This window comes from Pedobacter sp. KH_004 (assembly GCF_057840755.1).
On record NZ_CM174519.1, the window covers coordinates 4,973,304 to 5,000,057 of the forward strand.

At 36.7% G+C, this 26,754-nt stretch carries 23 protein-coding genes; 6 read left to right on the plus strand and 17 right to left on the minus strand.

The window, feature by feature from the left end:
* Nucleotides 1–170: 170 nt before the first annotated feature.
* Together AC3ITD_RS21355 and AC3ITD_RS21360 are read right to left on the minus strand one after the other, a co-directional pair.
* Nucleotides 171–530 carry a response regulator gene (locus AC3ITD_RS21355; protein ID WP_489362710.1) on the minus strand — a complete coding sequence of 120 codons (360 nt, stop codon included), beginning with the start codon at nt 528–530 and terminating at the stop codon, nt 171–173.
* On the minus strand, nt 523–2,076 hold the full coding sequence (locus AC3ITD_RS21360; protein WP_489362711.1) for a sensor histidine kinase: 1,554 nt from the start codon (nt 2,074–2,076) through the stop codon (nt 523–525). Before AC3ITD_RS21360 ends, AC3ITD_RS21355 begins: the two co-directional genes overlap by 8 nt.
* A 1,128-nt stretch (nt 2,077–3,204) precedes the next feature.
* On the opposite strand from AC3ITD_RS21360, the gene AC3ITD_RS21365 reads away from it, so the two are divergent.
* Entirely contained in the window at nt 3,205–5,847 is a 2,643-nt protein-coding gene (locus tag AC3ITD_RS21365; RefSeq protein WP_489362712.1) for an outer membrane beta-barrel protein, read from the plus strand.
* 196 nt (nt 5,848–6,043) lie between these two features.
* Here the strand turns inward: AC3ITD_RS21365 and AC3ITD_RS21370 are convergent, their stop codons facing one another.
* Nucleotides 6,044–6,505, minus strand: coding sequence for a nuclear transport factor 2 family protein (locus tag AC3ITD_RS21370; RefSeq protein ID WP_489362713.1), 462 nt, complete (start codon nt 6,503–6,505; stop codon nt 6,044–6,046).
* Nucleotides 6,506–6,875: 370 nt separating this feature from the next.
* Here AC3ITD_RS21370 and AC3ITD_RS21375 point away from each other — a divergent pair, with 370 nt between their 5' ends.
* Nucleotides 6,876–7,871, plus strand: a complete 996-nt coding sequence (locus AC3ITD_RS21375; protein WP_265801885.1) for a S41 family peptidase — start codon at nt 6,876–6,878, stop codon at nt 7,869–7,871.
* 351 nt (nt 7,872–8,222) lie between these two features.
* Here AC3ITD_RS21375 and AC3ITD_RS21380 read toward each other — a convergent pair whose 3' ends face one another.
* The 4 genes from AC3ITD_RS21380 to AC3ITD_RS21395 all read right to left on the minus strand — a co-directional run bounded on the left by AC3ITD_RS21380 (nt 8,223) and on the right by AC3ITD_RS21395 (nt 12,769).
* Entirely contained in the window at nt 8,223–9,059 is an 837-nt protein-coding gene (locus AC3ITD_RS21380) for a helix-turn-helix domain-containing protein (protein WP_265801941.1), read from the minus strand.
* Complete coding sequence (locus AC3ITD_RS21385) at nt 9,060–10,031, minus strand: aldo/keto reductase (protein ID WP_265801940.1); 972 nt, start codon at nt 10,029–10,031, stop codon at nt 9,060–9,062. It lies immediately after the preceding gene.
* 603 nt (nt 10,032–10,634) lie between these two features.
* The gene (locus tag AC3ITD_RS21390) at nt 10,635–11,822 is read right to left on the minus strand and encodes an FAD-dependent monooxygenase (protein WP_489362714.1); all 1,188 of its coding nucleotides are present in this window, start codon (nt 11,820–11,822) and stop codon (nt 10,635–10,637) included.
* 20 nt (nt 11,823–11,842) lie between these two features.
* On the minus strand, nt 11,843–12,769 hold the full coding sequence (locus tag AC3ITD_RS21395; protein ID WP_489362715.1) for an AraC family transcriptional regulator: 927 nt from the start codon (nt 12,767–12,769) through the stop codon (nt 11,843–11,845).
* 427 nt (nt 12,770–13,196) lie between these two features.
* On the opposite strand from AC3ITD_RS21395, the gene AC3ITD_RS21400 reads away from it, so the two are divergent.
* Nucleotides 13,197–14,084, plus strand: a complete 888-nt coding sequence (locus tag AC3ITD_RS21400; RefSeq protein WP_489362716.1) for a DUF2268 domain-containing putative Zn-dependent protease — start codon at nt 13,197–13,199, stop codon at nt 14,082–14,084.
* Nucleotides 14,085–14,202: 118 nt separating this feature from the next.
* Here AC3ITD_RS21400 and AC3ITD_RS21405 read toward each other — a convergent pair whose 3' ends face one another.
* A complete protein-coding gene (locus AC3ITD_RS21405; RefSeq protein WP_489362717.1) occupies nt 14,203–14,802 on the minus strand; it encodes a hypothetical protein in 600 nt (199 codons plus the stop codon).
* A 1,368-nt stretch (nt 14,803–16,170) separates the two neighbouring features.
* Between AC3ITD_RS21405 and AC3ITD_RS21410 the strand changes: the two genes are divergently transcribed.
* A complete protein-coding gene (locus tag AC3ITD_RS21410; protein ID WP_489362718.1) occupies nt 16,171–16,563 on the plus strand; it encodes a hypothetical protein in 393 nt (130 codons plus the stop codon).
* Between the two features lie 170 nt (nt 16,564–16,733).
* Here AC3ITD_RS21410 and AC3ITD_RS21415 read toward each other — a convergent pair whose 3' ends face one another.
* Entirely contained in the window at nt 16,734–17,192 is a 459-nt protein-coding gene (locus tag AC3ITD_RS21415; protein WP_489362719.1) for a TlpA family protein disulfide reductase, read from the minus strand.
* Between the two features lie 105 nt (nt 17,193–17,297).
* Entirely contained in the window at nt 17,298–17,924 is a 627-nt protein-coding gene (locus AC3ITD_RS21420) for a DUF4369 domain-containing protein (RefSeq protein WP_489362720.1), read from the minus strand.
* 416 nt (nt 17,925–18,340) lie between these two features.
* Between AC3ITD_RS21420 and AC3ITD_RS21425 the strand changes: the two genes are divergently transcribed.
* Together AC3ITD_RS21425 and AC3ITD_RS21430 are read left to right on the plus strand one after the other, a co-directional pair.
* Entirely contained in the window at nt 18,341–18,538 is a 198-nt protein-coding gene (locus tag AC3ITD_RS21425; protein WP_489362721.1) for a hypothetical protein, read from the plus strand.
* Nucleotides 18,539–18,600: 62 nt separating this feature from the next.
* The gene (locus tag AC3ITD_RS21430; protein ID WP_489362722.1) at nt 18,601–18,963 is read left to right on the plus strand and encodes an SdpI family protein; all 363 of its coding nucleotides are present in this window, start codon (nt 18,601–18,603) and stop codon (nt 18,961–18,963) included.
* A gap of 744 nt (nt 18,964–19,707) precedes the next feature.
* Here AC3ITD_RS21430 and AC3ITD_RS21435 read toward each other — a convergent pair.
* From AC3ITD_RS21435 to AC3ITD_RS21465, 7 genes are all read right to left on the minus strand, one after another.
* Entirely contained in the window at nt 19,708–19,902 is a 195-nt protein-coding gene (locus AC3ITD_RS21435; protein WP_489362723.1) for a hypothetical protein, read from the minus strand.
* Nucleotides 19,903–19,908: 6 nt separating this feature from the next.
* Nucleotides 19,909–21,507, minus strand: coding sequence for an IS66 family transposase (gene tnpC, locus AC3ITD_RS21440; protein WP_489366722.1), 1,599 nt, complete (start codon nt 21,505–21,507; stop codon nt 19,909–19,911).
* A gap of 50 nt (nt 21,508–21,557) precedes the next feature.
* Nucleotides 21,558–21,896 (minus strand): IS66 family insertion sequence element accessory protein TnpB, encoded by a 339-nt coding sequence (gene tnpB / locus AC3ITD_RS21445; RefSeq protein ID WP_489362724.1) that lies wholly within the window; start codon nt 21,894–21,896, stop codon nt 21,558–21,560.
* 2 nt (nt 21,897–21,898) lie between these two features.
* Nucleotides 21,899–22,177: an IS66 family insertion sequence element accessory protein TnpA gene (gene tnpA, locus AC3ITD_RS21450; protein WP_489362725.1), complete on the minus strand. Its 279-nt coding sequence runs from the start codon at nt 22,175–22,177 to the stop codon at nt 21,899–21,901.
* A gap of 35 nt (nt 22,178–22,212) precedes the next feature.
* Entirely contained in the window at nt 22,213–22,662 is a 450-nt protein-coding gene (locus AC3ITD_RS21455) for a hypothetical protein (protein WP_489362726.1), read from the minus strand.
* Nucleotides 22,663–23,046: 384 nt separating this feature from the next.
* Nucleotides 23,047–23,985 (minus strand): hypothetical protein, encoded by a 939-nt coding sequence (locus AC3ITD_RS21460; protein WP_489362727.1) that lies wholly within the window; start codon nt 23,983–23,985, stop codon nt 23,047–23,049.
* Between the two features lie 369 nt (nt 23,986–24,354).
* Complete coding sequence (locus tag AC3ITD_RS21465) at nt 24,355–26,745, minus strand: ABC transporter permease (RefSeq protein WP_489362728.1); 2,391 nt, start codon at nt 26,743–26,745, stop codon at nt 24,355–24,357.
* Nucleotides 26,746–26,754 lie beyond the last annotated feature (9 nt).

The window sequence follows — 26,754 nt, forward strand, 5'->3', positions numbered from 1 at the left end:
CGAAATAACCTATTGCTGAGATGGGAGGCTGGGATGAGCATATCACCAACATATCCGAAATCAAATTCCTGATTGCTACAGCCTGTAGCAGACTGGATATAGAGCATACCGACACGCTAAAAAGATTTAACCTATATGCAGACAAGTTCTAATTTCCGTATCGAGCAGATTTAACTTATAAATTCATTGACGCGCTTTAAAAGTTTATCAATATCGAAAGGTTTTGGGATATATCCGTTTGCGCCCGCTTTTAAGGCAACTTCCTTACCGTCCTGAGCGGCCGACATGATCACTACCGGGATGGATGAAATATTTTTATCCTCCCGCATACGCTTCAATATCTGATCGCCGGATATAACTGGCATCCATAGATCCATTAAAACCAGTTGCGGCCTTGTATTTGAAATTAATTCCAATACCCTTTTACTGTCAGTTTCAGTGATAATTTCAAAGCCGCTTTCATCGAGCACAATTTCCAACATCTCAACTATATCCCTATCATCATCACAAATAAGAAGTCTTTTACTCATCACCACTCTCCTTTGCCTTTATTGGTAGCGTAAAACTAAATGTTGCCCCTTTTCCTGGCTCACTGTCTACCCATAGGGTTCCACCATGTTGCTTGATTATCTGGGCACATATGTATAGTCCTATGCCCATTCCAGGGAAATGTTTCTGGATGGTTGAAACCCTGAAAAACCTATCGAAAATCATTTTCTGATCTTCCTGACTGATGCCAAATCCATAGTCCGTTATGGAGACCTTTATATAATTACTCACTTCAGTAAGCATCAATTTGATTTTCCTCGAATCAGGGGAATATTTAATGGCATTGGTTATCAGATTCTTTAGCACCTGGGATATCTGTGATTCATCTGCCGGTATCGTATGGTTAGTCTGTCCTTCAAAGATTAGGATATGCTCTGGATTTCCCTCTTGTGCTTCTTCAAGCATTTCTTTAATGAGGATATTCATATCAATTGAGTCTGCATCAAGTACCAATTTTCCAGATTGTATCCTTGACATTTCCAGTAAGCTTGTGATAATGTTTTGTAGCCGGTCGATTTGTTTGCCAGATTTATTAACCATCATCGGTATTTTTGGATTAATGTCAGCAGGTAATAATCTTAATATTGTCTGGTTATAACCCTTTATGGTAGTTAGTGGAGTTTTGAGTTCATGGCTGGATACGGACAGGAAATCATCCTTCCTGTTTTCTGAAGCGCGAATTTGGGTAATATCCTCTATTGCTATTAATATTCTATCCTTAAAACTGCCTTCTATTTCAATTCTATGCGCATTAAGCAGCATGAGTTTTCGTCCAATATGTGGAAATTCGTGGTCAACCTCAAAATCCAGAACGGGATTATTAGTGGGGAGTATTTGTTCCAACAAAACCCTGAGCTGTTTGATATCCCATTGACCATTACCAAGATCATATAAAGAACGGCCGATGGTATCTCTATTTTCTACCTTGAAGGTCTTCAAAAAGAAATCATTGGCCGATATAACTTTGTACTCAGGATCTAAAACTATGAGCCCCTGACGGATAGTTTGGATGATGCTATCCAAATATTCCCTGTTTTCATTCAACTCCCGTGTTCTTTTTTCTATTTTTAGCTCTACCTGCTCACGTTCATGTTGAAGGTTTTCTTCTGCATTTTTTCTTCTGGTAATATCGTTCTGTACGCCGATGAAATGCGTCACCTGTCCAGCTTCCCCCAATATTGGTGAAATGTAAAGCTCATTCCAAAACAGTTCCCCTCCCTTTCGGTAGTTACGCAATTCTACAGTGATAGACTCACCTTCGGTAACGGCTTTTCTGATATCCTCTCTTGCCTGCTGATTGCGTTCGTTTCCCTGGAGGAAGCGGCAGTTCCGGCCGATCACTTCTTCACGTAAGTACCCTGAGAGCACTTCGAAAGCCTTATTGCAGTATATGATCGGGTTATCGAACTGGGTATTATCAGTGATGATGATGCCGGAAATTGATGAGTCAAGTGCGGACTTTAAAAGTTTAATGTTTGCGGGGTCATTCCCTGATATGGGAAGATCAGATGCATGGTTTATACTCAAAACTTGGCAATTATAATTATGTAGTCTATAACCATTAACAGTGGTGTTATAGAAATGTTTTGATATACAAATTTGACTGAGCTTTTTGGTTATTAATTCCCTTGCAGCTATTCTTTTTTTAGGAAGTGTATGATAAAATATATTACCATTTCTGAAAAACCAGACTCAGATAATATAAGTCTATTTTTTTTGCCTTGATTGGTGCACTAAACTTAAACGAGAAAAAAATATAAAGTAGGGTTAGGATACCTTCGTTTTTTGAGACAGTTTTCTTTTTGACGTAATCAGTGTAGGTAATTTTCTACTTTTGAAGCGAACTTAGTATGTGGTTGGGTTTAAAGATTTTTAGTAGTTAAGTTAACTTGCGTGTTTTTCGGCTTCCCAAAATATGGCTTTGTTGACCTAGCTAGAGGATTTCCGCTATAAGCGAAGTGATCCTTTCTTTCTATCCTTAGAATATTCTTAAAGCACTTCCGTTACTATTGTTTCCATTACTGTTCATATTATTGTGCTACAACACGCGCTGGAGGAAACTTTCAATCTATACTTGCCTCTTCTTCTTGGTTTCAGCCACATTCATTTACCTTAAGATCATCAGAACTTAGGTAATCTTGAACAACCTCGCGCTTGAAATCGTCCGAATAATGCTTTACAATTTTCATCTTTTATTGAGTTTTATGTGCTCAAAATTGTAAACCTAATTCCGGACAAGACAATCCGTATATATATTATAACTATCAGACAAAATCTGTATCGAAAAAGACTTTTGTAAAGTCCAGCATAAGTGAGCTTTCGAGCATCTCCCTTTGCTTTAAGTATCTCTTGCCATCAAAAAACTCAATGTTGATTTATCTTGTTGTCCACTGTTTTTTTTGAAAATGACCTTTCAGTCTCGGTCGCACAAATAATTCGGATATGGATGGTCAATACATCAAGATTGATACATTTCGAAGGATCTATCTTCCGTTATCAGCCTAAGATCCGCTCTATATAAGATTATGGGATGTTCTGCAGCTAAAAACTTCCGATAATGCTTAATACCGAAAGGGGAATTGAGGTAAAAAATACATTACGCATTTGGGATCATTTTCTTTACCCTGTATTTTTAGCCCACACACAAATATAATAATGAGAAAATTACTTCAGGCAGTTTTGCTTGTAGCCTTTTGGATGGGGTTGAAAACTGAAGTGCTGGCACAGGATTTTACGGTTAAAGGAAAAGTAGTAGATACCTCAGGAGTAGGGTTGCCGGGAGCAGTGGTGAGGATTTATGATAGCAAAGACAGTACCGCGGCTTCCACTGATCCTGATGGAAACTTTTTGTTTAGCAAACGATCAGGAAAACCCTTCATGCTCACAGCGGATTTTATTGGATATAGTTCCTACAAAGGTTCATTCGATTTTAAAAGAGGTAAAGAACTATCAATTCCGTTCATTGAACTCAAGGCTTTGTCAAATACTTTGGATGCAGTAGTTATCTCCGGAACTCCGCCGGTTAAAATTTCGGAGGATACGGTGAGTTTTAATGCAGGTGCGTTTCCTGTAAGGGAAGGGGATGGTGTCGATGAGATGCTCAAAAGATTGCCTGGGATAGAGGTTGATAAGGATGGCAATGTAACCAGCCAAGGTACTCCAGTGACTAAAATCAGGGTAAATGGTAAGGATTTTTTCGGAACGGATGTGGCCACAGCGATTAAAAATCTACCCGCTGATATCATTAAAAACCTGCAGTTCATTGATGATTATGGGGACCAAGCCCGTCTTACCGGTATCAAATCCGGCGAACCTGAAAAAGTGCTCAACTTAACCATCCAGGAGGATAAAAAGAAAGGTTATTTTGCTCGTGCTGCTGCAGGTGTAGGGAATCTCGAAAGATATAACTTTAACCTGCGTGGAAATAGCATGAAAGGTGAGCGTCAACTCTCGCTTGATGCGACCCTTGCAAATGCAAACGTAAGGGGCGGAGGTGGAGATGGTATTACCACGCGAAATAAATTAGGGCTGAATTATAAAAATGAATTTAGCAAAAAGCTCTCAGCAGATTTAAGCTACAATTTTGATGACACCAAAAATTCAACCATCAGTTCCACCTTTACCCAAAGTTTTTTACAGGATAGTTTACTGAATGCCACCAGTCGCGTGGAAGATGCCAGGAGTGATAATACGGTCAGCAACAACCGCCATTCGCTCGGGGGGAATATAGAATACAAAATTGATACGTCTAACTATCTTAAAATCTCCCCTAATCTTTCATTCGAAAAAAATTCAGGAAACAATTTCAGTAGCTCCCTGACCCGTCAGGATTCTCTATCCACTGACCGCTTTGGCTCATCACTTAGCAGTGGACAAAATATCAATATTCGAACCAACGTCTTTTATAACCACAAATTTAATAAGCCTGGTAGAAGTGTTACCGGCTGGAGCAATATTGCCTATTCGAATGATGAAAACAGCAGAGATATCGATAACAGATATATAAATACTGATAAGACTAATATAGATACCCTTGTTCAAAATCAGATTAACGGGCAAAACGCTACTAATTTGCAGTTCAATATCGGGACATCTTATATGGAACCGTTAGGGAAGCATAATTTTGCTGAGATAAATTATAGCTATAACCACTCTGCCAATAAAAACTCGCGCGAAGTATTTGATGTCAATCAGGGAATCCCTAGCTTCAATAGTGAGTTAAGTAACTTATATGACTATGAGTTTACCACCAATAGGTTCGGTCTAAATTTCCGGCATATTGGCGATAAGTTAAAGTATACGGTTGGACTGAGTGCTCAGCCTGTTACCCTTAAAGGAGAGAATCTGAGCAGAAAAATAAATACGATAAACCAAACTTTCAACTTTATCCCTTCGATGCGCATTAGCTATAAATTCTCTCAGCAACGTTCTTTGGAACTCAACTATCGGGGCCGGAGCAATCAACCCAGTTTTCTTCAGTTACAGCCCATCAGCGATAATTCAGATCTGCAGAACATCGTCACAGGTAATCCTGAACTATTGCCCGAATTCATTCATGGTATAGATATGCATTATAAGCAGGCAGATTGGAATGCTGGGAAAGTGGTTTTGGCAAATCTACGGTATGAACGGATTGATGATAGAATTGTTTCCACTAAAAAACGTTTGCCAGGAAGTGTTTATCAGCAGACCAGCTATATCAATACTGATGGCTATTATAGTCTTCGTGGTGATTATGACATCAGCCAGCCGCTTTTACCTGGACGAAAACTGAGTCTGGGACTTTCCGGTTCAGGCCAGCTTAATAATAATGTTTCATTCACGGACGATACCCGAGTTGAAGCGGAAAACTTCAACTGGCAACAGGAAGTGGAGTTGCGGGTGGATATAGAAAATGTGGTTAACCTGGAAGCCGAAGCTTCTTATTCCCAGAATATTACTCATTATTCTACAGACTTATTTCCTGAGAGAAGAACCCAACGGTTTGAATATGGCGTGGAAGGACGCACTTTTCTGTTCGATGACCTCACTTTGGGATATGATTTCAGCAAACAGATTAACATGGGCTATGACAATGGATCGGTCCGAAATCCAACACTGCTTCGTCTTTATACCGAATATAGATTTTTGAAAAATAATGCTGCAGCAATTAGGGTGGAGGGATTTGATCTGTTCAATCAAAACGCGGGAATCTCGAGGGATGTTTTTGACAATGTTATCGTTGACAGGCAAGTCAACCGTTTGGGCAGATACTTCATGTTTTCCCTGATCTTCAGAGTTCGAAACTTTGGAAGTTGACCAGGCAAGTTCATGGAGGAAAAAATGTAGGGGAATAACTTATTTCTTCAGATTCACTCCTCTATCTATATTATGATCTTTTAATTTTCATAATTGGTGATTATAAATTTAAAGAGCCGATATAAAGCCCAGGTTCCATCTCGAATCCCACTTTACTTCACATATGCTTTTCGGCGGATAGACTGCTTAGTCAGAATTATTTATCAGTTGGTTCTTCCTCAAAATTATCGAAATAAGAAAAGTCTTTTGTAATTAATCCATTTTCAATTGTAAAGATAGTACAGATTGGTAACTCAAATTTAGAATTTTCTGGACTTGTGCCGGTTGAGACGAACTCGACAATCATATGTTTACCTCCAGACGCATAGATTTGAATAATCTGGTCATGCAGATCTGGAAATATCTTATTAAGTTCAGAATACTTCGCAATTATTTGCTGTCTAGTTTGTTTTACAATTCCCTGCCCTAAAGATGGATCTTTAAACTCCGAAATGTCAGCATACATTTTGGATAACTTAGTCCAATCATGATTATTGAAATGCTCAAAATACTGTTTTACTAATTTTTCGTTATCTGATATTGCCATAGATTTTTCTTTTTTATTGCTGCAAGCACTAAAAATCAAGATTATTATAAAAAGCGTCAATATTTTCTTCATGTTTCTCTTATTCTTAAAGTTTCAACTATAGGCCGACCGCTAACTAATAGGTGTATACGATCACGAAAGCACCAAATCTCTAATGATATTTTAAAAAGGATAATCATAGTGTCAATCCTCGCGTAGAGTAAATATACATCATATTTATTAGTTTGACTAAAGGTGTTTAGTGGATGAAATCGACCGTTTGCTAGGATAGAGAGGTAAATTGCGATTTATAGATATTCGTTCAAAAACGAATGAAGTTCTCAGCCACCCTTTTTATCCTAAACAAATTATTTATGCAACTTTATTACTAAAAGTTAAAGTTTAAGAATAGTTAGTTAATCTTGCAATCTTAAATCATTATTTTTAACAAATCCTTATTTCTATGAAGAAATCCCTGTTGGTTGCGATTTTTATTATGCTATCTGTTGTCAATCGTTCTTTCGCACAAGCAGACAGCATCAAAAACTATCTAATGGATGCATTAAAGATAATGCAGACAAAATCAGTAAACAAAGCAAAAATAGATTGGAATGCAGTACAGCGCAAAGCATTAAGCGGTGTTATAAAGGCAAAAAACATTAGAGACACCTATCCAATTATTAAGGAAGCTTTAAATGCATTGAATGATTCACACTCCAATTTTTATGAACCAGAAAAAGTTCGAGCATATACCCTTGGTTACAGAGCTACTGGGCAATCCTTCCCAGTGATTAAAAGTGAAATGAAGGCCAATAAATATGCCTACATCAATTTGCCAGATATCGGATCTTTCAATAATGATGATTGGAACGAGTATTTAAACGAATTTTATAGACAGGTTAACCTCCTACACCAACAAACACCAAAAGGCTGGATTATAGATTTACGAGAAAATTTTGGAGGTATGCTTTATCCAATGTACGCTGCAGTTGCTCCATTTCTTGATGAAGCAAATGTAGTAGGCATTAAGGATGCTGAGGGTAAAATAGAATATTTTAATTACAAAAATTATAAGTTTTACGAAGGAAAAAAAGCAAGCCAATATTTTATAATTACAGAAAAACAACCAAAAAAGATTAAAAGGCCTGTAGCTATATTGGTATCAAAAAAAACAGGGAGCTCTGCAGAATTTATCACCGCTGCTTTTGTAGGACAAAAAAGGGCAGTGATTATTGGAGAAAATACACAGGGACTGACCTCAGGAAACCAAGAATACAAGTTAGCGGACGGAGCCTTTATCGCATTATCAATAGGCAATACTATAAACCGAGAAGGGAAAGAATATGCTAAAGTAGGTGAAGGAATAGTACCAAATATTATGATAAAAAAATCTTTGGATAAAAATGAGACCAACCAATCTTATCTTTCAGCAGCATACCGATATATTGACCAGAAGTAGCATAGACATCCACTGTTATCATAATGATATAATTTAGAATTGGCAACTTTTGGAGTTTATACATCGTATCATTTGAGGTAGTTTTTAGGTGATGATTATCAAAGACAATAAAAACTTAAAACTATCAAGTTGCTTTTAAACTACGCAAATCATGCATTGAAAAACATTCCTTTTTTGAGACTTTTGTGGTTATTATTTCTAATGGCCTGGACTGTCCCATACTAGGTTTTAAGCCTGATAAGTATTATTTCTTGGGTAATTAGGTGTTTTTTAATTTTCTTTTTACTGAGAAAAGTAGGCTCTTACTTCCCAGATGGAATGAAAGCATGATTAACTTTTTACGTTACTGATTTACTCTTCTTTGGAGCGATCAAAATACTTATTGAGTTGACTTGGCATTAACCCAAACTTCTTTTTAAAAGAATGAGAAAAATGCGAAAGGCTTTCAAAACCCAAATCCAAATAGATAGCTGTAGGTTTTTGATGCTTATTTTCAATCAAAAATTTTGCTGCATCTAATCGTTTGGATAGCAGCCATTGTCGAGGTGGAAGATCAAAAGCTTTTTGAAAATCCCTTTTAAATCCCGCTAGGCTCCTGCCGGTTAGCTGAGCGAATTTTTCTATTGGGACATTAAAATGAAAATTATTAAGCATGAACTTTTCCAGATCAATTTTGTGAGGTTCTGCGTAATCAAACAAAAAATTCTGTAATGCAGGAAGCGCCAGCAACAATAATTTGATGCCTTCTTTTACTTTTAAAATCCCCATCTCGTCGGTCATGGAGGCCCCTGAACTTCTTGCATAAGGAACGATGGATTGAAAATAGCCCTGCAAAAATTCATTAAAGGGAATCAGCAGGTTTGGCCTTCCGATGTATTTGCCCTGGGATTTAATCTTTTCTTCCAATGCAATCTTGCGCATTAATTCTTCTTGAAGTGATATTACAATGGTCTCATAGCTTCCGTTCTCCCCCGGTGTCTTGGTGAGGGTGCCCAATTGGTTTTTGCCAATCAGTAGCATTTCCCCCGCCCCCATGGAAATGCTTTGTGCAGATGTTTCCAGTGTGAATACACCGGAAACCTGCAGTATCAAGGTATGGTGATTCCAGAAACATGCTTTCTGTCTCCTTTGCGTAGAGAGATATGAGTAAAAAATTACACCCGGAAGAATTTCTGCTGGACTTTCCATTTATCGCGCTAAATATGTACCCCCCTTAATGGCGCCTATTGCAAAAGTAGTATTTAATGTGTTCATTTCTTCTTCACTGAACTCGATTTCCATTGCTGCGATATTTTCAGCCAGGCGAGATCGTTTACTCATACTCACTAAGGGCATGATATGTTGGTCCTGCTGTCTTACCCAGGCGATCGCTAGTTGTGTGGGGGTAAATCCCTTCGCAGACGCCAAATCTTTCAATATTTCAATTTTTTGAAGATTATTTATAAGGTTCCCTTCTTGAAATCTGGAGAAATGTTGACGGTAATCCTTATCACTAAGTGGTGCGCTTAATCCCCCGCTCAATAAACCTTCCGAAGTGTTTGCAAAAGCGACAACTGGGACCCCTAAATCTCTGGCTGCTGGGAGCAATTCATTTTCTATTTTCCTATCCGCTAATGAATAGCCGATTTCCAGTGCACTTATCGGATGAACATCGTTGGCTTTATGCAGCTGCTCGGCGGTTATTTCGGATACGCCAATGTGACGGACTTTTCCCTCTTTAACCAGTTCAGCCACCGTTCCGATAATATCCTCTACCGGCACGCTATCATCCATCCGGCTAGGTTGATAGAGGTCAATGGTTTCGATGCCAAGTCTGGTAAGTGAGTAATTGATAAAGTTTTTAATTGAATTTGGCTTGAGCTCAAGGCCTAGCCATTGACCGTTATGGAAAATCGCTCCGAACTTGACACTAATAAAGGCATCATCTCTTCTCCCTTTTATCGCTTTTCCGATGAGCATTTCGTTGTGGCCAGCGCCATAAAAATCGCCGGTATTTAAGAAGTTGATGCCAAGATCCAACGCCTCAGTAATAGTGGCAATACTTTCCTTCTCATCTGGAGTAGCTCCTCCCCAGATTGAAGACATTCGCATGCAACCCAGCCCAAGACTAGATACGAAAGGACCATTTTGGCCTAATTGAATTTGATTGATGTTTTTCATAACACAAATATCAGGCACAGGAGGAAAATAAAATTGCCTACACAGCTCAATTATTTTGCTTATATGGCTCATACTTCGATGCTATCGGTATGAAAATTTTATCAATTTAATATACGTCAAGCTTCCAGTCATATGAGAAAATTGTGCATAAGACGTATCATTTCTAAACTCTCTAAAAGAGATTGAGGATGTTATAGGAAAAATCGATTTGAAACCACTTCGCCAGACTTGTGATGATGAGATAATCAATCATTAGTATATACATAATCTCAGCAAGAAGATACAATTTCACACCAATTTATCAATGTGAAGATAAATAGAGTTTAATTGTTTAACTTGAAAAGCGACATCTCAGATTTTTCTATGCGTATTAATTATCCTTTTCTGTTCATTTTGTGAGACACTCACGTTATTGGTGGAAACGTTAAATAGGTAATAAAACTACTGAAGTATTTTGTATCGTGAATACTAATCAAATGTTTAAACGCTATAGTAGGTGAGAGCGTTAATTTAGATAAGATTGACGAAGATCACAGATCATGGCCCCTTTTCTTTATAATCTTAATCTATATCAGTGAATGTCATAAATGTACCAGAGATTTATCATCTATAAGTAGGTAGATCGATCTCTTGCGGAGCCTCTTTCTGTTTACCAGCAAAAAGCCCTATAAATTTTTGCCCTGGTTTACTGCCAATAAGGGAAACAAGTCCATTTAGAATACCAACTCCTATTTTTGATTTAGGATAAACTAATCCTGGTATCCCGGGTGGTAGTTGTTGGCATTTTTCAACGTATGGTCGCATCTTTTCTTCATAGGCCTTAAATGCTTCCTGATATGTATTGGCGACAGATAGTTCTCCTGCTAATATGTAAGCCCCAGACATAGCAAGATCTGTACCTTTTCCTGCAATTGGTGTGGCGCAATAAGCTGCATCTCCTACAATAGCAACCCTTCCTTCGCTCCACTTTGCTGCTTTCACCTGGCTTATCCTATCGAAGTAAAGATCTTTTGTTTCCTTTATTTCTTCTATAAGACGTTCTGTCTCCCAGCCACTGCCCTGGATTCTTTCAATTAGTGCAGATTTTTGTTCTTCAAATGACAGGTTTTTATATTCTTCTTCTTTTGCTGTAAAAGTAATCGAAGCTCTGGTAGTGCCGTAGTTATCCGGACGTATTAGAAAGACAATTCCATTTTTAGCATTACACCAACGTGCCCAACTGCTGTCTGTAATCGCCTTTTTAATTGTAATATAGGCAGTATACAATCCTAAATACTTAAACTTAGGTTCCTTGGGAAACGAAAGTTTTCTGGTATAAGAACCAATTCCTTCAGCAGCAATTAACAAATTAAAACTTTCAGTCTTCCCATTAGAAAATGTAACATTGACACAGGTTTCACTTTGATTCAACTTTGTAATATATTCATTAAAACGATATTCTACATCGCGTTTAGTATGATCATATAGAATTTTAACAAGATCTCCCCTAAGGATCTCTAATTCCTGAGTCATGCTTAAAGCGCTTTCTTTAGGAAATTCTGCCTGTGTTTCATTTTTAGTGTTCACCCATCTTAATCCAGTCTCTGTAGTATTTTTTTCACGAATAATCTTTTCTATCCCCATTCTTTCGGCAATAATCTTTGCAGGCCCTTTAACGTCAATATTTTGACCACCTAACCTGAGTTCAGGTGCTCGCTCTACAATAGTTACTGTAAAGCCATATTGATTAAGCCAATAGGCTAGAGTTGGTCCAGCGATGCTTGCGCCGGTAACCAGAATTGTTTTTTTCATATATGGTGAGTATGTAAATTTTACGTTGAAGGCGCTTTAGAGAGAAAACTATTTTGTATTTGTACTTGTGAAGTTGTTATGGTATTCCGGAATACTGCTGGTGATTGACCGACAGCTTGTGAAAATAGTCGGATAAAGTATTTATGATCACTGAAGCCTAAATCACTGGCAATCTCTTTGATTAATTTTGAACTATACCTTAATTGTCTCTGTGCCTCACCGATTACCTCCTGTTTAATAAAATGTGTCGATGAATAACCTGTATTTGCTTTAATGGTATCATTTAAATGACTTACTGAAATATGCATCAGTGTTGCATAATCTCTTGGCTTCTTTAAACTTCTGAAGTTGGACTTAGTCAGCGCTTTAAATTCATGAACGATTTGCGCTGGTCTGGAAGCATAATTTTTTGTGGTTGATTTCCTTAATAAATTAATTTTTGTAGCGTGGTAAAACAGTGCGTTGGTAAGAGAATGCATGATCTGAGTTTGCATTGGTCCTGGAGTCTTATTTTCAAATGCTTGAAAGATGGATTGCAGTAGTTGCTCGGTTATCAGCAACTCATCAGGATTTAACTCAAATAATAGGATTTCTACAACGCTCTGCTCATTGATGGAACGTGCTTTAGTGTCTAAGTTTTTTCCATCGAAAAACATTACCCAGCCATCAATATTGACCGAACGTATACATTGATGCACTTGACCAGGCTGGACTAGCAATAATGAAGAATTTCGCATAATAACCTCATCTTCTTCCACTAACATAGTCATTTCACCAGATTTTAATAAGAATAGTCCATAGGAATCATGACGGTGTGGATCAAATGCTGTTGCAGTATCTTCGATTGGGACGAAAGAAGGTAGCATTGGTGTAATAACTAATCCAGAATAGCTTTTGGCAAATTCAAATAGATGTATTTCTTTACTAACTATCACTTTCGATTCCATTTATATCAAAGGTAATGCATTAATAAGCTCCTTTTGTCCGACAAAATACTGTAAAAGGTGGATTAATGGCGTATTATAAACCTGATAAAAGTTAAGGGATGGGAAGAATAATAGATTTTATGACGCAGTTAGAGTAATAGTCAGCTAACAGAAAATGATTATAGGGGATTAAATATCTTCGTTTTGAAAAACGATTTTTCTCTTTGCGGTAATTGTTGCGATGGAATGTACAGCTGAAAAAAAAATATAAGGTAGTAGGAGATGAATTCCTTCGTTTTGTGAGACAAAAATTCATTAACAATTCTTGGCATATAAAAAATCCGCTGTTTAATGATGGTATGGCTATATTTAAATAGCTTTTTGCTTATTGATTATTGAATACCTATTTTAGGTTTATGTCACCTTATCTTTGATTTACTCGATTAATATGAAAAATGCTCTATTAACAATTTTTACCATTATAACTCTTTTCAATTTTTCCTCTGCGCAGCCTGTTTCTGATCCGCTTAGGGCATCATTTGTAACAAGGGATATAACTAACTTTTGGGAAGCATTTGATAAGATTGATGCAGAGCCACAGATTAACCCTTTTGAACATATCTATTTAAAACAGGGTTCCGCTGGTGTGCAAGCATTTACAAAAGGCAGAATAGAAAATGCTGCGTCTCTGCTCACTACAGTTCGCGAACGGAAGAATGACTATGAGAAAGCCAGGCTGAACAGCCTAAGAATGTTGGACAATGAGAAGCAATGCAGGGCAGCATTCATGGCGTTAAAATATCTTTATCCTAAAGCAGTCTATCCCAATGTATATTTTGTGGTTGGTAGATTTAATTCTGGAGGACACTCTAATCCAAAAGGCTTAATTATAGGAGCCGAAATGATTCAATCAGCAGCAGTTCCCTCTATGGTTGCCCATGAACTCATCCACTATCAACAGGATAGTGTTCCCAAGAAAAGCCTAGATCTACTGGCTGCTTGTATTAATGAAGGTAGTGCTGATTTCATAGGAGAACTTATATCCGGTGGAGGGCCAAATAAACAGACACATAGTTATGGAAATGCTAATGAAGCTAAATTATGGTTGGAGTTCAAGGAAATCATGGATGATAGGCAGGATAGCCATGATTGGATGTATAACTATAAACCTAAAAATGGTTATCCCCCTGATCTAGGTTATTGGATTGGATATAAAATTACGGAATCCTATTACAACAAGGCATCAGATAAGAAAAAAGCTATTTCAGATATCCTTCACATAGTAGACTTTAGAAAGTTCCTAGATGAAAGCGGATATGCGTTAAAGTTTAGATAAAAAAAGTGTGTGCAATTTTTGGTTAAACCAATTGTTCGTTTTATGATACAAAACAATGTAATATGAACATCAAATTAAGGTGAAAGCTTACGATGTAGATTGCTTTCCTCTGAAAACGTTAGAACCTTGAGATAGATGCCATTTCGTTAACCGCAATAGTGATTGATTTTGGTTCCGTTTGCACTGGGGGCAAACACGATTGAAGACCGAAGTCATATAACTTAAAAATATATCTATCTGCTGAGTGCTTATATACGGCCATATACTTAAGCGCGGTAGAAAAAATGTACCCGGCATTTCTAACTAGTAATTTTGCCTCCTCTACATTATCAATTTTTCCAATAAATTGTCGAAAGTCGTTTGGTGTATTTATCAGTTTGATTGATTTATCTTTTTTGACGGCGACAATATAGTAAGAACAAAAACCTGGACCACAGGCAGAAAAAAAACCTACAGAACTAAATGTCTTTTTTGCATATTTAGAGTAATTCATATCTCCAGATTGAGCTATGGTTTGCTGTCCAGATCTCCAGGTTGTTAATATGCTTGGATTATAGATGCATTCCCAATACAGATAATCATCAATATTTTTAATGGATTTAAAATCTGAGTTATCAGATGTAATAGGATTATATTCATCATGTATACGAATTGACGCAAAGCCATTATTAACAATGGCTACCATTATCAAAAAAAAAGAGCCTAATTTAATATCCATACCATTGTAGATGTTAATTAGCTATCAATTCCATAAAACTATAGTAAAGATAATACATCATAATATTTACTAAGAGATAGCTTATCTGATTTTTTTAAAAGTTTCGTTTTTTGAGACGATAAAATATAATTATAAATCCCTCCACCTATCAAAAATCCACCGTTTTTTGGTAGGAATTGAGATGAGTATTTGATAAAATTCACTTCATACAGTTGTTTGTTCCTATACGCTTAAGTGTAACACAACAGTATTAAACTCAATCGTTACACTCAATTTCACTTACAGAATCACCTACAAATATTTTGACGGACCCAGTATCGTTAGTAAATAATATTTTACATTATCAAAATAATGTTTAACACTGTTTAATTATTATTAAATAATGTTAAAGATCGAAAGAAAGTTACCAGACAGGGGGGGGATATTCGGCTATTTACTGGGAATAAATTAGAAAATGCCGATTATCCCATAGTCCTAGTTGGAGTAAAAACCGGAAACGATGCCTATAGCTCATTTGGCGCTGAGGCTTTGCAAAAAATTGATTTTTTAGGTATTTTTGGATGTCAAAAAAGCTATCATTTAAATCGGATCAATGATGCGGGGAGGATTCTCAATGAAAAAATGAGCTATTATTATAAACACCAAAAAACATTAGGGTTGCTGAGTTTTTTAGCGTGTCTGTATGTGAGTTTTTTTTATTTCCAAAATTCAAAACTTGAAAAGTTTGGCAAATTAGCTTTTGTCAAAGTTATCAATCAGGATTGCAGAAATTCCAAAGGGACGTCTTCTGTCCGGATATCCTATAGTAGAAAAACTTATTTTGTTCGACTTGCAAACGGCGAATGTTCTAAGTACCCGGTCGGATCAAGAATAACCTTGATCTATAATGATAACTTTGATTACTTTTATTTTCCTGACGGGTTATCTCGTGATAGATATCGGCTACGTTTCACTTTTTTATTGTTTTTGTTGGCAATTATACCTTGGAAACCACTCTTGGAAAGCAAGATATTTAAAAAAAGAACGTAGAAAAAGCGGGGAATCTGAACAAAAGGTAATTAATAAAAAGAAGAATTAGTAAACTTTATTACTAATTCACCGCTAGAATATTTAAATGGGCTAACATTTATAGCATAAAGAAAAATAGCAGAAGATAATCCCTTCGTTTTTTGAGACATTTTTTTTGCCGTAATTAGTGTAGGTAATTTTCTACTTTTGAAGCGAACTTAGTATGTGGTTGGGTTTCTGGATTTTAGTAGTTCACTTGCGTGTTCTTCCGCTCCCTAAAATATGGCTTTGTTTACCCAGCTAGAGGATTTCCTCTATAAGTGATGTGATCCTTTTTCTATCCTCAGAATATTTTTAAATATGCTTAATGCACTTCCGTTACTATTGTTTCCATTACTTTTCATATTATTGTGCTACAACACACGCTGGAGGAAATTTTCAATCTATACCTGCCTCTTCTTCTTCGTTTCAGGCACATTCATTTACTTTAAAAGCTCCCAACGAATAAACGGTTATCAATTTAGGGGTATCATTACTAATTTGACTTATGGTCGGAATCAGGTTTCATCCGTCACAATTGATGGAAAAATTTATAATTATATACCTATCGAGTTTTTTAAAGATAAAGTTTCGATCGGCGATTCCCTGATTAAGAATAAGAACTCAAATGGGATGACATTGATCAAGAAAAATACAAATGAAAAGGTGGCGCTAAAATTTGAGGATGCAACAGGTTATGTGGAGTATGATTAGTAAATTGGAAATATGTCAAAACCAGCACCTAAATCCTCAATAGATATTGAAGGTAGACAATCACCCTTGTTCTATAAGCGTAGGCTTCATTTAACTTTTAGAAAAGTTTAAAAATTTAATTGTCAATCCAAAAGATCCCTATATAAGTTTTAATTAAATAAATTGAATCCTCAATCTTTTGATTTGGAAAGGAGTGCATCAAGTGTGTTAAATTGCTCTTCTCCACCAAATCCATTGTCCATGTAAACAATGGTTCCTTTTTTATCAATTAATAGCAATAGTGGATAAGAACCCACAGCAAATCTCTTAGTCATTTTTTCCACACCAGAGGGGACTATTTCTTCACTCATTAATAGATGAACCCATCTTTCAGTTTTATCCTTAGATATAGCTTTTTTCCATATCTCTCTGTTCTGGTCCGCAGAAATACCAATAATTTCTAATCCCCCTTGCCTGTATTTATCGTACAGTTTGTTTAGATAAGGAGCCTGATCATGACATGGACTGCACCAAGAGGCCCAAAAATCTAGAAGGATGAAGTTTTTTCCTTTATAATCCTCGCTTGCAATGATGTTTCCATCAATATCCTTTGCACGAAACTTCGGAGCATCATTTCCAGTTACAAGCATAAGTTTTTTGTCAATAGCTGACTGAGTTTGCTTACCAATTGTACTGGATCGAACAATAGGCGATAAAGATGCCAGAATTTTAATCGCAGAATCTACAGACAATAATTACCTGATAATCAGTGAGTTCATCAAAAAAGCGCTTATGACAGAATTTGGATTTTTGAAAATAAACTGAAATTCTCCATTTATAAGGTTATTGGAGTTTTTACTCCATTCATTTTTTAATAAACTCAATCTTGTTGTGAGATTATCTGTTGAGCCACTAACATTTATAAGATTCTCGACACTATCCAAACTTTTCAAAATTGATCGACGCCTATTACGATATGGAAGCTGAATATTATTTAGATTTTCATATTCTGCCTGAGTTTTTGAGCCCTTCACAACAACATTGTTAAATTGACTTTCAGTTAAATGGATATCTAGATTATTTGGTTCTAAAAAGATAATTGTTCTGTTGGGATCCTCCATTGAACTACTAGTCGTTTTGCCAATTAGATATGCCATTGTTGGTTCAGAAATTGCCATACTAAAGTTAAACTTACCATCTTTTATCTTAGCAGTATCAACAGAATATTTTTGGTACTTGTCTAAATATGATAATACTAACATACCTGAATCTCTCCCCGCAATTTCGCCAGAGATCAAAAAATTTACATCCTTTTTAATTTGAGAAAAACTCATTCCAATGGCAAATAAATTGTAGATGCATAGAAAACATAAATACTTCATCTATTATATTTTAGGCTAAAATATAAATATAAGATATTCTAAATAAAATATCTTATGGAATTATATCGCGTTTCCACTTGCTCCAGGTGAATCTGGAGGTCTTCCTTGATTCCGGCAACTTGGACAACTTGGATCAGTGCAAATGTAAGCTCCCTGTGTCCAAGCGGATATTCAGTACCGCGATTGAAAATAAGTGCTAAACGTGGTTTACATTTTTTCGTAAGTATAATATTCGTTTATTGAGATTTTTCTCTTTGCCGTAATTAGTGCAAGTAAAGTTATAGGTAAAAGAAAGCTATACAAAAGGAGATGATTACTTTCATGTTTTGAGACCTTTTTTAAATCAATATATTTCAGATTCGTGTATTTTTTTTGCAACTTCAAAAAATATAATCTATACATACTTGCCCTCTCAAATGGAAGAGATCTTCTCGCGGCCAATCGTGAACTTATTGGAACGGGTGGAAATTGTCGACATGCGTTTTCAAAAACTCAATGAAGAAGACAATTTTAACATTTTCAATTTACTGGAACGAAAGTTCGATGAAGTGCACCTGCACTCCCGTTTCCTATTTGAAATGCTTAATCCCTTTCAACCGATCGACGGCTACTAAATTAATATTACAAACGGTTTAATGCAGATATTAACAATAACTACATTTGATAATCTGAACTCATGGACAAATCATTAACTTTCTTAACATTAACCGTGGGACTACTTTTTTTTGTAGTTGGTTTATTATTTAAAATCCTTCCACCAAAAAAAATCAATTCGATATACGGTTACAGGACTTCTTCTTCAATGCGTAACCTTGACACATTGGTAGTTGCTAATAAATTTTCGGCAAGACTAATGATTGTTGGAGGTATGAGTCTGACAAATATTGGGCTTCTAACACTTATGTTTCCTGATATGGGAGCAATTGGTACAGGTATATCCGTTGGACTCTTGGTTTTGTTTGTTATTGTACTTATTGTAGCGACAGAAAAACATCTCAACAAAATGTTTGATAAAGACGGACATCGAAGAAATACATAAACTGCACTTGACGTTACCCACTCACTAAAAGATGCACTGATTTGGTTGCTGCTTAGATCCTTTTTTTTTGCGTTAATGGACGAACAGTGCATAAATATTTGAGCAATTAGTGAATGTTGGCTATCATTATTCCCTCATTTTAAGCTGATATGTTTCGCTTCTTTTAACCAAATAGCAGTAACTTGAATTCGATCTCCAGATTGGCCCTTTATAATCTTTGTTCTGGGCGTGAGAATTACTGAAATGGCAGCAGCAAATAATGAAATGTATTTTAAACCGCTATTTAATTGATATCTCTCCCATGTGAATTTTAAGAGCAACCATGACACTAAGTAGATAAGCATGAATATTAGTAACTGGGATAATTTTGATTTCATGAGATTTTTCATGCAAGTCAGGATTTAATAATCTTAAATTTAGAAAATATTTTCGTTTTTTGAGACTATTTATCTTTTGTATTGTTTTTGAAAATAAATTTAAAAAGTAAACAATCAAAAGATTTGCATCAGCTAGGTTAAGGAAATGTAAGTGATTTATGGGACCAAGGTTGTATCGAAATTTATGTAATCCATTGGCGTAATTTTGTGAGACAATTTTTCTCTTTGCCGTAACAGATAAAGTAAACATACATCGAAAGAAAGATATACAGTAAGTGATTGATAATTATTAAGTAGAAAATTTCTGTCAAATAAAAAGAGCCAACATTTTTATAAAATGTTGGCTCCATCAATACCTGACTTTTAATTATTTTACATCACCTTTAACCTTGTTTGCAGTACGCTGACCAGGAAGATAGATTTGAAAACCAAAAGATAGGTTTAAATTATTTTGTGTAGTAGCACTACCAAATCCTATCAATCCATTGTATTTTAACAAAGTTTCTAAACCAATATTTGGCGTAATAAAATAGGCAAAACGTATGCAGCCTATAAAGTACATATCTAATTAACCATTTATATTTTTAAAGTTCTGTGGATACAGGTCTTTAATTTTCTTGTGGTTTATGGACATAATATTTTCCAGCGTGTATTTAAGCCACTTGTAGGGATTAACCTCATGTTTTTTGCAGATCGCAAAGAAAGAATAGATCATTGCTGATCTTTGCGCCGCTTGGTGGCTTCCTGCAAAGAGATAGTTTTTCCTGCCCAGGCTCACCGGTCTTATTGCATTTTCTACCAGGTTATTGTCGATTTGAAGGCTGCCATCATAAAGGTATGCACTTAAGGCATCCCATCTTGCATAAGCATAGGCCATTGCCTTTCCAATCTGGCTTTTGGGCAATGTTATCTTGATTTCTTCAAAGATCCATTTGCCGATATCATTCAACATTGGTAATGATTTCTCCAGGCGGAGTTCTTTTGCCTGATCTGCAGATAAACCTTGTTCTCTGATTTTTCGTTCCACAGCATAAAGCTTCTGGATCATCAACAAGGCTTTTTCAGCTCTTGGTTTATCATTATCAAGTGCTTTTTCAAACTCACGTCGGGCATGGGCCCAGCAGGCCAGGTGTATGATATCTTTGCTTTGTGCATATTTTTGGTATACCGCATAGCCATCAGTCTGGAGGTAGCCCTTGAAGCTGCCCAGGATTGGTACAGGCGCACTACTCCCACGGGTAGGACTGTAATCAAATAATACGGTTCCATCCAAGGGAGAATGGTAGACCCAGTAATAACCTTGATGGCAAGCGCCTTTTTTGTCACTATCCATTACCCTTATCGGGGTTTCATCGACTTGTAGATATCCCTTTGTTTTTGTGTCGAAGACGAGCTGATCATATAGTGGTTCAAGTTTTTCGAGTGCCTGTTTTGTCCAGCCTTCGATTGTGGAAGAAGGGATCTGGATATTCTCCCTGGCGAAGCGCTGCTTCTGCCGGTAAAGGGGAAGGTGGTCGATATACTTGTCGGTAAGTATGGAGGCCAGCAAACCTGCTCCCGGTATTCCCTTATCTATGACACGCTCGGGCAGTTCTGCAATACTTACCCCATCCCCGTTTTTTTTCGCGTATTTGTAGCGGATATAACGCTTTATGAAAAAGCGTGCCGGTTCACATTCCAGTTCCTCGGTAATTTCTTTCCCAATACACACCATTTCTGTAAGATCACCCTGTGGATGGATCTCAATCTCTTCTACGGGAAGGTGGGATGGTAACTTTGCACGTCCATGGTGATTGGGGCGTTTGCGCACATATTCTATCTTTTGTTTGACCTCTTCCTGCTGTAACAGGGTCACCTGAACAGGAGTTTCAAAGGGAAGCATTGCCTGGTTTGGATCACCCTCAAAGCGTTCACGCTTCTGTCCGAACTGCATGCGTTTGTACATGGCAACCTGTGCTTTCAGGTAGTCTACCTGCTCACCGAGCGCCGAGATAGTACTGTGATTTTCAAGAATGGCAGTTTCATTATTGAGCATAATCTTTTCATGGTCCTGAATAACTTTCTCATGATTCTGAATAACTTTTTTATGCTCGGAAATAATCTGGTCACGGGCGGAAATGATCTTTAAAAGATCTTCCTTTGATAAGTTTTCCAGTGCCGTTTCCATACCATAAAAATACAAAAAAGCCATGGCTTGGGCAAGTAAAAAGTGTGTTTTTAGACTAATGAATACCGTTTTTTTGTTATACTCCTCACCACGTGTATACCTTCAACCATCAGAACAAGATCGCTCCAGGATATAAGATTACCATCTTTGGTGGGACGGCGAAAAGTACCACTTTCAAGTCTTTTATAATACAGTACAAACCCTCCATGCTCCCAGTGGAGAAGCTTGATGCGTGTGCCACTTTTATTAAGAAAAATGAACACATCCCCACTTGTAGGGGAGCTGCCCAGCTCGGAACTAACCAGCCCGCAGAGGCCGTCAAAACTTTTGCGCATGTCACAGCCGGGCTTATAGAGGTGATAAATATGGGAAGAACTCAATGAAAACATAGCTAGTACAGCTTTATTAAATGCGATAGCATTTTCAGTTCATTGCCGGGTGCCTTGATAATTACTCCGTTTGGGTAAACAACCTCTACAGCTGTCGAAATTGTAACTGGAGGGATGGTAACTCTAACAAAATTGGGAACAGCTTTTTTTCGTCTATTGCACGATACCCAGTTGGCAAAAGTGGTACGTTTGACTCCAAGGGTCTTGCAGTATTCATTCTGGCTAAGCCCACTGGTGCGCCAAGCCTCAACTGCTAACATTTTTTCTTCTGATGTTCTCATATATTTCTTTTATGCAAAGAAAAACATCGTGAAAGTTATTTAAAAGATGTAATTGGTAGGCTGCTTACGGCAAAACCGGGACCAACACTTAAGTTTAAGCCGTTAGTATTTCCACCACCCTTGCTTACGTTAACACCACCAATACCAGCAGTTGCTTCAGCAAAGAAACGACCATGACGTAGAACTTCCACGTCTGATCCAGCGTAATAACGACCTAATGCGCCAACACCGTAACTGGTTGTTGTATTCGAGTTTTTAGCAGTTTCCAGGCCGAAGTTTACATAACCACCCAAAGCAAGGTTATCTTGTATAAACCAAGCAGCTTTTGGCGTAATATCCACGCTGAAAATTTTTGGATCGTCAAGACCAAGGTTAATATTAGTCAAATTTCCACCAACCATTACGTTGCCTTTTTGAATTTGTGCGTTAGCTACACCAGCAAATAATGCGAAAGAAAATAAGCTCGAGATAAAAATTTTTTTCATATAATGTTTTGTAAATTATACCATAACTGCTATGGCTATTTGTAAAACAGGTACCAAACGATAAAGTTTTAATAACTTTTTGGGCTAGTTGGTTTTCAGCCGATTAGCGTTATAACATGATGTTATTGTGATAAATAAAATGATTAGTTAATATTTACTAAACCATTAATTAAACTTTTCGTTTTTTGAGACAATTTTGAAAACTCATAGAAGGTCGATTTTCTACCCTTCCGCCAGTCTACGAGTTGTGAAGTGAGAGAATGTTATGTACTGTCTTTGGCTTCTAGAAAATAAATTAATTCAGGATAAAAATCCTCTATGCTTTCATAATTATTGCCATCCTCGGTATATCTATCCATAAATAAATACAAATCTTTTGCCAATCTAAAATGCTTTGCCTGATTGGAAATCTCCTCCTCGCCACTCTCCTTTCCATATTTTTATTGCAAGTATTTTTGCTACAAAAGCCCTTACTAGAAGTTCATCTACCTCATTTTCCCATTGCTCATCAGCTAATCTCTTTCCCTTAGTTGTTGTTAAGAAACTATTTTTGATCTTATATAGTCGGGCATGATACTTTTTTACAAAATTTCTTAGATAAATATGGCTCGACTCATGAGCAACCACATTTACTGCTGGCTCAAAGTTGACTAAGCTATCATCCGTTAGCTTCTTGGATCTATCTTCGATATATCCTGCCTTAACCATGATATTATCATTAAAGATTTTATTGCTCGAGGGTATTGCATTGCTTCCATGGTTGCACAAAATATCAGTATAAATGACGTATTGGCCCTTTTGTTTGGATCTATAAAAAGAATCTACAGTGTTTAGAATTCCGCTGTTCTTGATATATGATATACCATTTTTATTAACGCGTTCGTAAACTGAATGATTTTCTTTGATGAATCTTTCTACCTGGCAACTTTTATAGAATTTATTAAATTGCAATAGAAAGCTATCCAAAGGAGCATTTCTAATATAAGTGATTTCAGGTTTAACGATTAATTTAAAGGGATAACGTTTTGATAAAAAAAGACCTAACGACGCCATGTCAGGTCCGTCCCAATTTTTTAGTTTCCTATACCAATTTAAGGAAGGGTCATCGTTGTACTTTTTAAAATAGGCTTTCACATCGCGATAATAGGTGGATGGTGTTGGCTTTGTGTCGAGGGTATCGGCGGTTGCCAATGTATAAAATATACTAAGTGCCTCAACTCTTGGGTCAGTTTTGATTGACAATATTTCTTGCCCGTACGATACACCAGCATGTATTGTAAATATTAAGGATAAAAAAGATGGTAAAAGGAATTTTTGAAACATGGTCTCGAATCTATAAAGAATTTGAAGAAAGACAAAATTTTAGGGATTATGCCACTCGAGTGATTATAGTTAAAAATTTTAATGCTTAGTAATTGAGACACTTTCTGTCATAATAGTCTCGACAATTTACCTCTGTAAGAGGTGCATAGAGTATTGATCACTTTAGCAGGGTATGAGGCTAAACCATTATACTCCAATTATAATTCAAGCTAACCACTTATTAATATGATTAACCGCAAGGGGCTATGAATTTTTTTAGTGGGCTGGCAAAACAAGATCTAGTTAGCCACTTCTCTTAACTATTCCTGACACGTGAAATATTTGACTATTTTGAATGTATTAAGCAAATCCTATTATGAGATGTTACCCTTACTCATATTTTAAAACACTTACCGCATTTGCATTGGCGACACGATAGGATCGGAGGGTGACTATAATTAGCGTAATTAGCAAAGATGCTGTCACCGCAAATACAAAAGGCCAAATGCTAATTGAACTCCGGTATGCAAAATTTGCAAGCCACTTACTTACTAATACATATGCAAGCGGCCAGGCAATTACATTTGCAATTAATACCAGCTTAATAAACGAACCGTTTAACATTGTTACTAATTCTAAATTCGAAGCGCCTAGTATTTTTCTAATAGCTACTTCACGGGATCGTTGTGCAGCTATGAAGGAGACTAATCCAAATAACCCAATAAATGCAATGAACATGATCAAAGCACCAAATGTTGTTAGCAGGATCCCAGTAATCCGTTCTGATTCATAGTATTGTTGGATATCATCATCTATAAATTTCGCATTGTAAATTTCATTGGGAAACATATTCGTCCATATTGCCTCAATCTCTTTTTTGGTGTTTTGGATTTGTGATTGGTCAAGCTTTATGCCCATACTGTAGTATTGCCGTTTTTCCTGGTAGAATATCATTGGCGATATTTGCTCTTTTAGTGATTGATCATTGAAATCCTTTACAATTCCAACGATTGGCCCTGTCCTCTCGTTTTGTGATATTATTTTCCCCAATGCCAATCGAGGGTCAGAAATCCCAATTTTTTTAATAAATGTTTCATTTGTAACATAGGCATTTGCGGTATCGCTTTTGCCATATACTTTTCCAGCTATAAATTCTAATGCGAATAAATCAAAATAATGTTCATCACTCATGCTTAGCCTCACCTCGAAATCTTTGTTCTCTCGACCGTCGATGTAAAAATTTGTGGTGTTCATTAAACCTGATAATGGGGGTCTTGCGAAGAAGCTTAGCATTTTTATGCCTTTTACCTGCGATATCTTATTCCGAAAAAGCTGTTGATGGCTCAAACTGGCACTATCACCTGGAAAATTAATTAGCATGATATGGTCTTTCTCAAAACCTAATGGTTTTTCTCTCATGTAGTTCATCTGTCTTATCACCATCAATGTTCCAATAATCAGTATCACAGTAACAGCGAACTGAGCTACAATCAGCAGCGTTCTAAAACTTATAATTCCTGTTTGAATTCTAATTCTGTTTTTAAGTGCTGACACGGGATTTAAGCCAGAGAGTATTAATGCAGGATAAAATCCTGCGAGGGCGCTTACTACAATAAGCAATATGAATAGGAAACCAGCCATTTCTACATTCAAAGATAGCGCTGAAGATATTGGAACTTTTAAAAAAGAAGTTAGCGGAGAAAGTGCCAGCTCTGAGAATATGCATGCTATAGTCATTGAGCTTGCTGTAATAAGTATTGTTTCAGTAAGAAACTGAATAACCAGTTGCGGCCTCATTGCACCCATCACTTTTCTTACCCCAACCTCTTTCCCCCGATTTACAGATTGAGCGGTCGCAAGATTTATAAAATTGATACATGCGGAAGTTATTAAAAAAATCGCAATTAGCCCAAGTCCGTAAACATCATTTCGGGTCACAGATGTATCTGCAAAATTGCTATACTGTTGGCTAAAATGGATGTCCTTTAGTGCCTGCAATTTATATTGCTGTTGTCCTGGTAATTTTTTTTGCTGTAAATATTTGTTACTAAACTTTTTCAAGGACTGATTAAAAGTTGTAACTGAAGCATCTTTGCTCAGTAGGGCAAAGCATTGATTATAGGAACTCACGCTTTCCCAGTCTTGGTTTTTATTTCCCCAGAAGGTGGAAAAGCTTGCCATAATCTCCATTGGAACGCTACTGCTGCTTGGAATGTCTTTAAATATGCCAACAACCCTTAACGGTACAGAGTTCCAGAGCGTCACGATTTTATTCTCGGCCTCTTTAGCAGAACCAAAAAGTAATTTTGAAGTTTTTTCAGACAGTACTACGGTGTTTGGTGCTGAAAGAACATTGTTGGATTTTCCCGAAACCCAGTTAACCTGCAGTATGTCGAACAGCGCCGGCTCGACGAAATATAGTTCTCGATTTGCCTTATATTTAATTGTTCCTTCTCCATCTTTTACGATTATAACTCCGCTGTTTCGTGAAATTCTTGCGATTTTTTCAATCCCTGCTAATTCTGCCTGAGCAGCAGGTGCAAAAGGGAAGGGCACACCTGAAGAATAATCATCAAAATTATTGTATTTCCAATCCGTAACAAATCTATAAATCCGGTCTCCGTTATTAAAATGCCTGTCATAACTCTGCTGAAATTTTATAAACGTAAATATTAAAATGCAACCGGTCATTCCAATGGTTAGACCAAGTATATTTACGCAAGTATATAACTTATTGCTGTATAGATTTCTTAGAGCAATTTTAAGATTTAATTCAAACATTGAGCAATT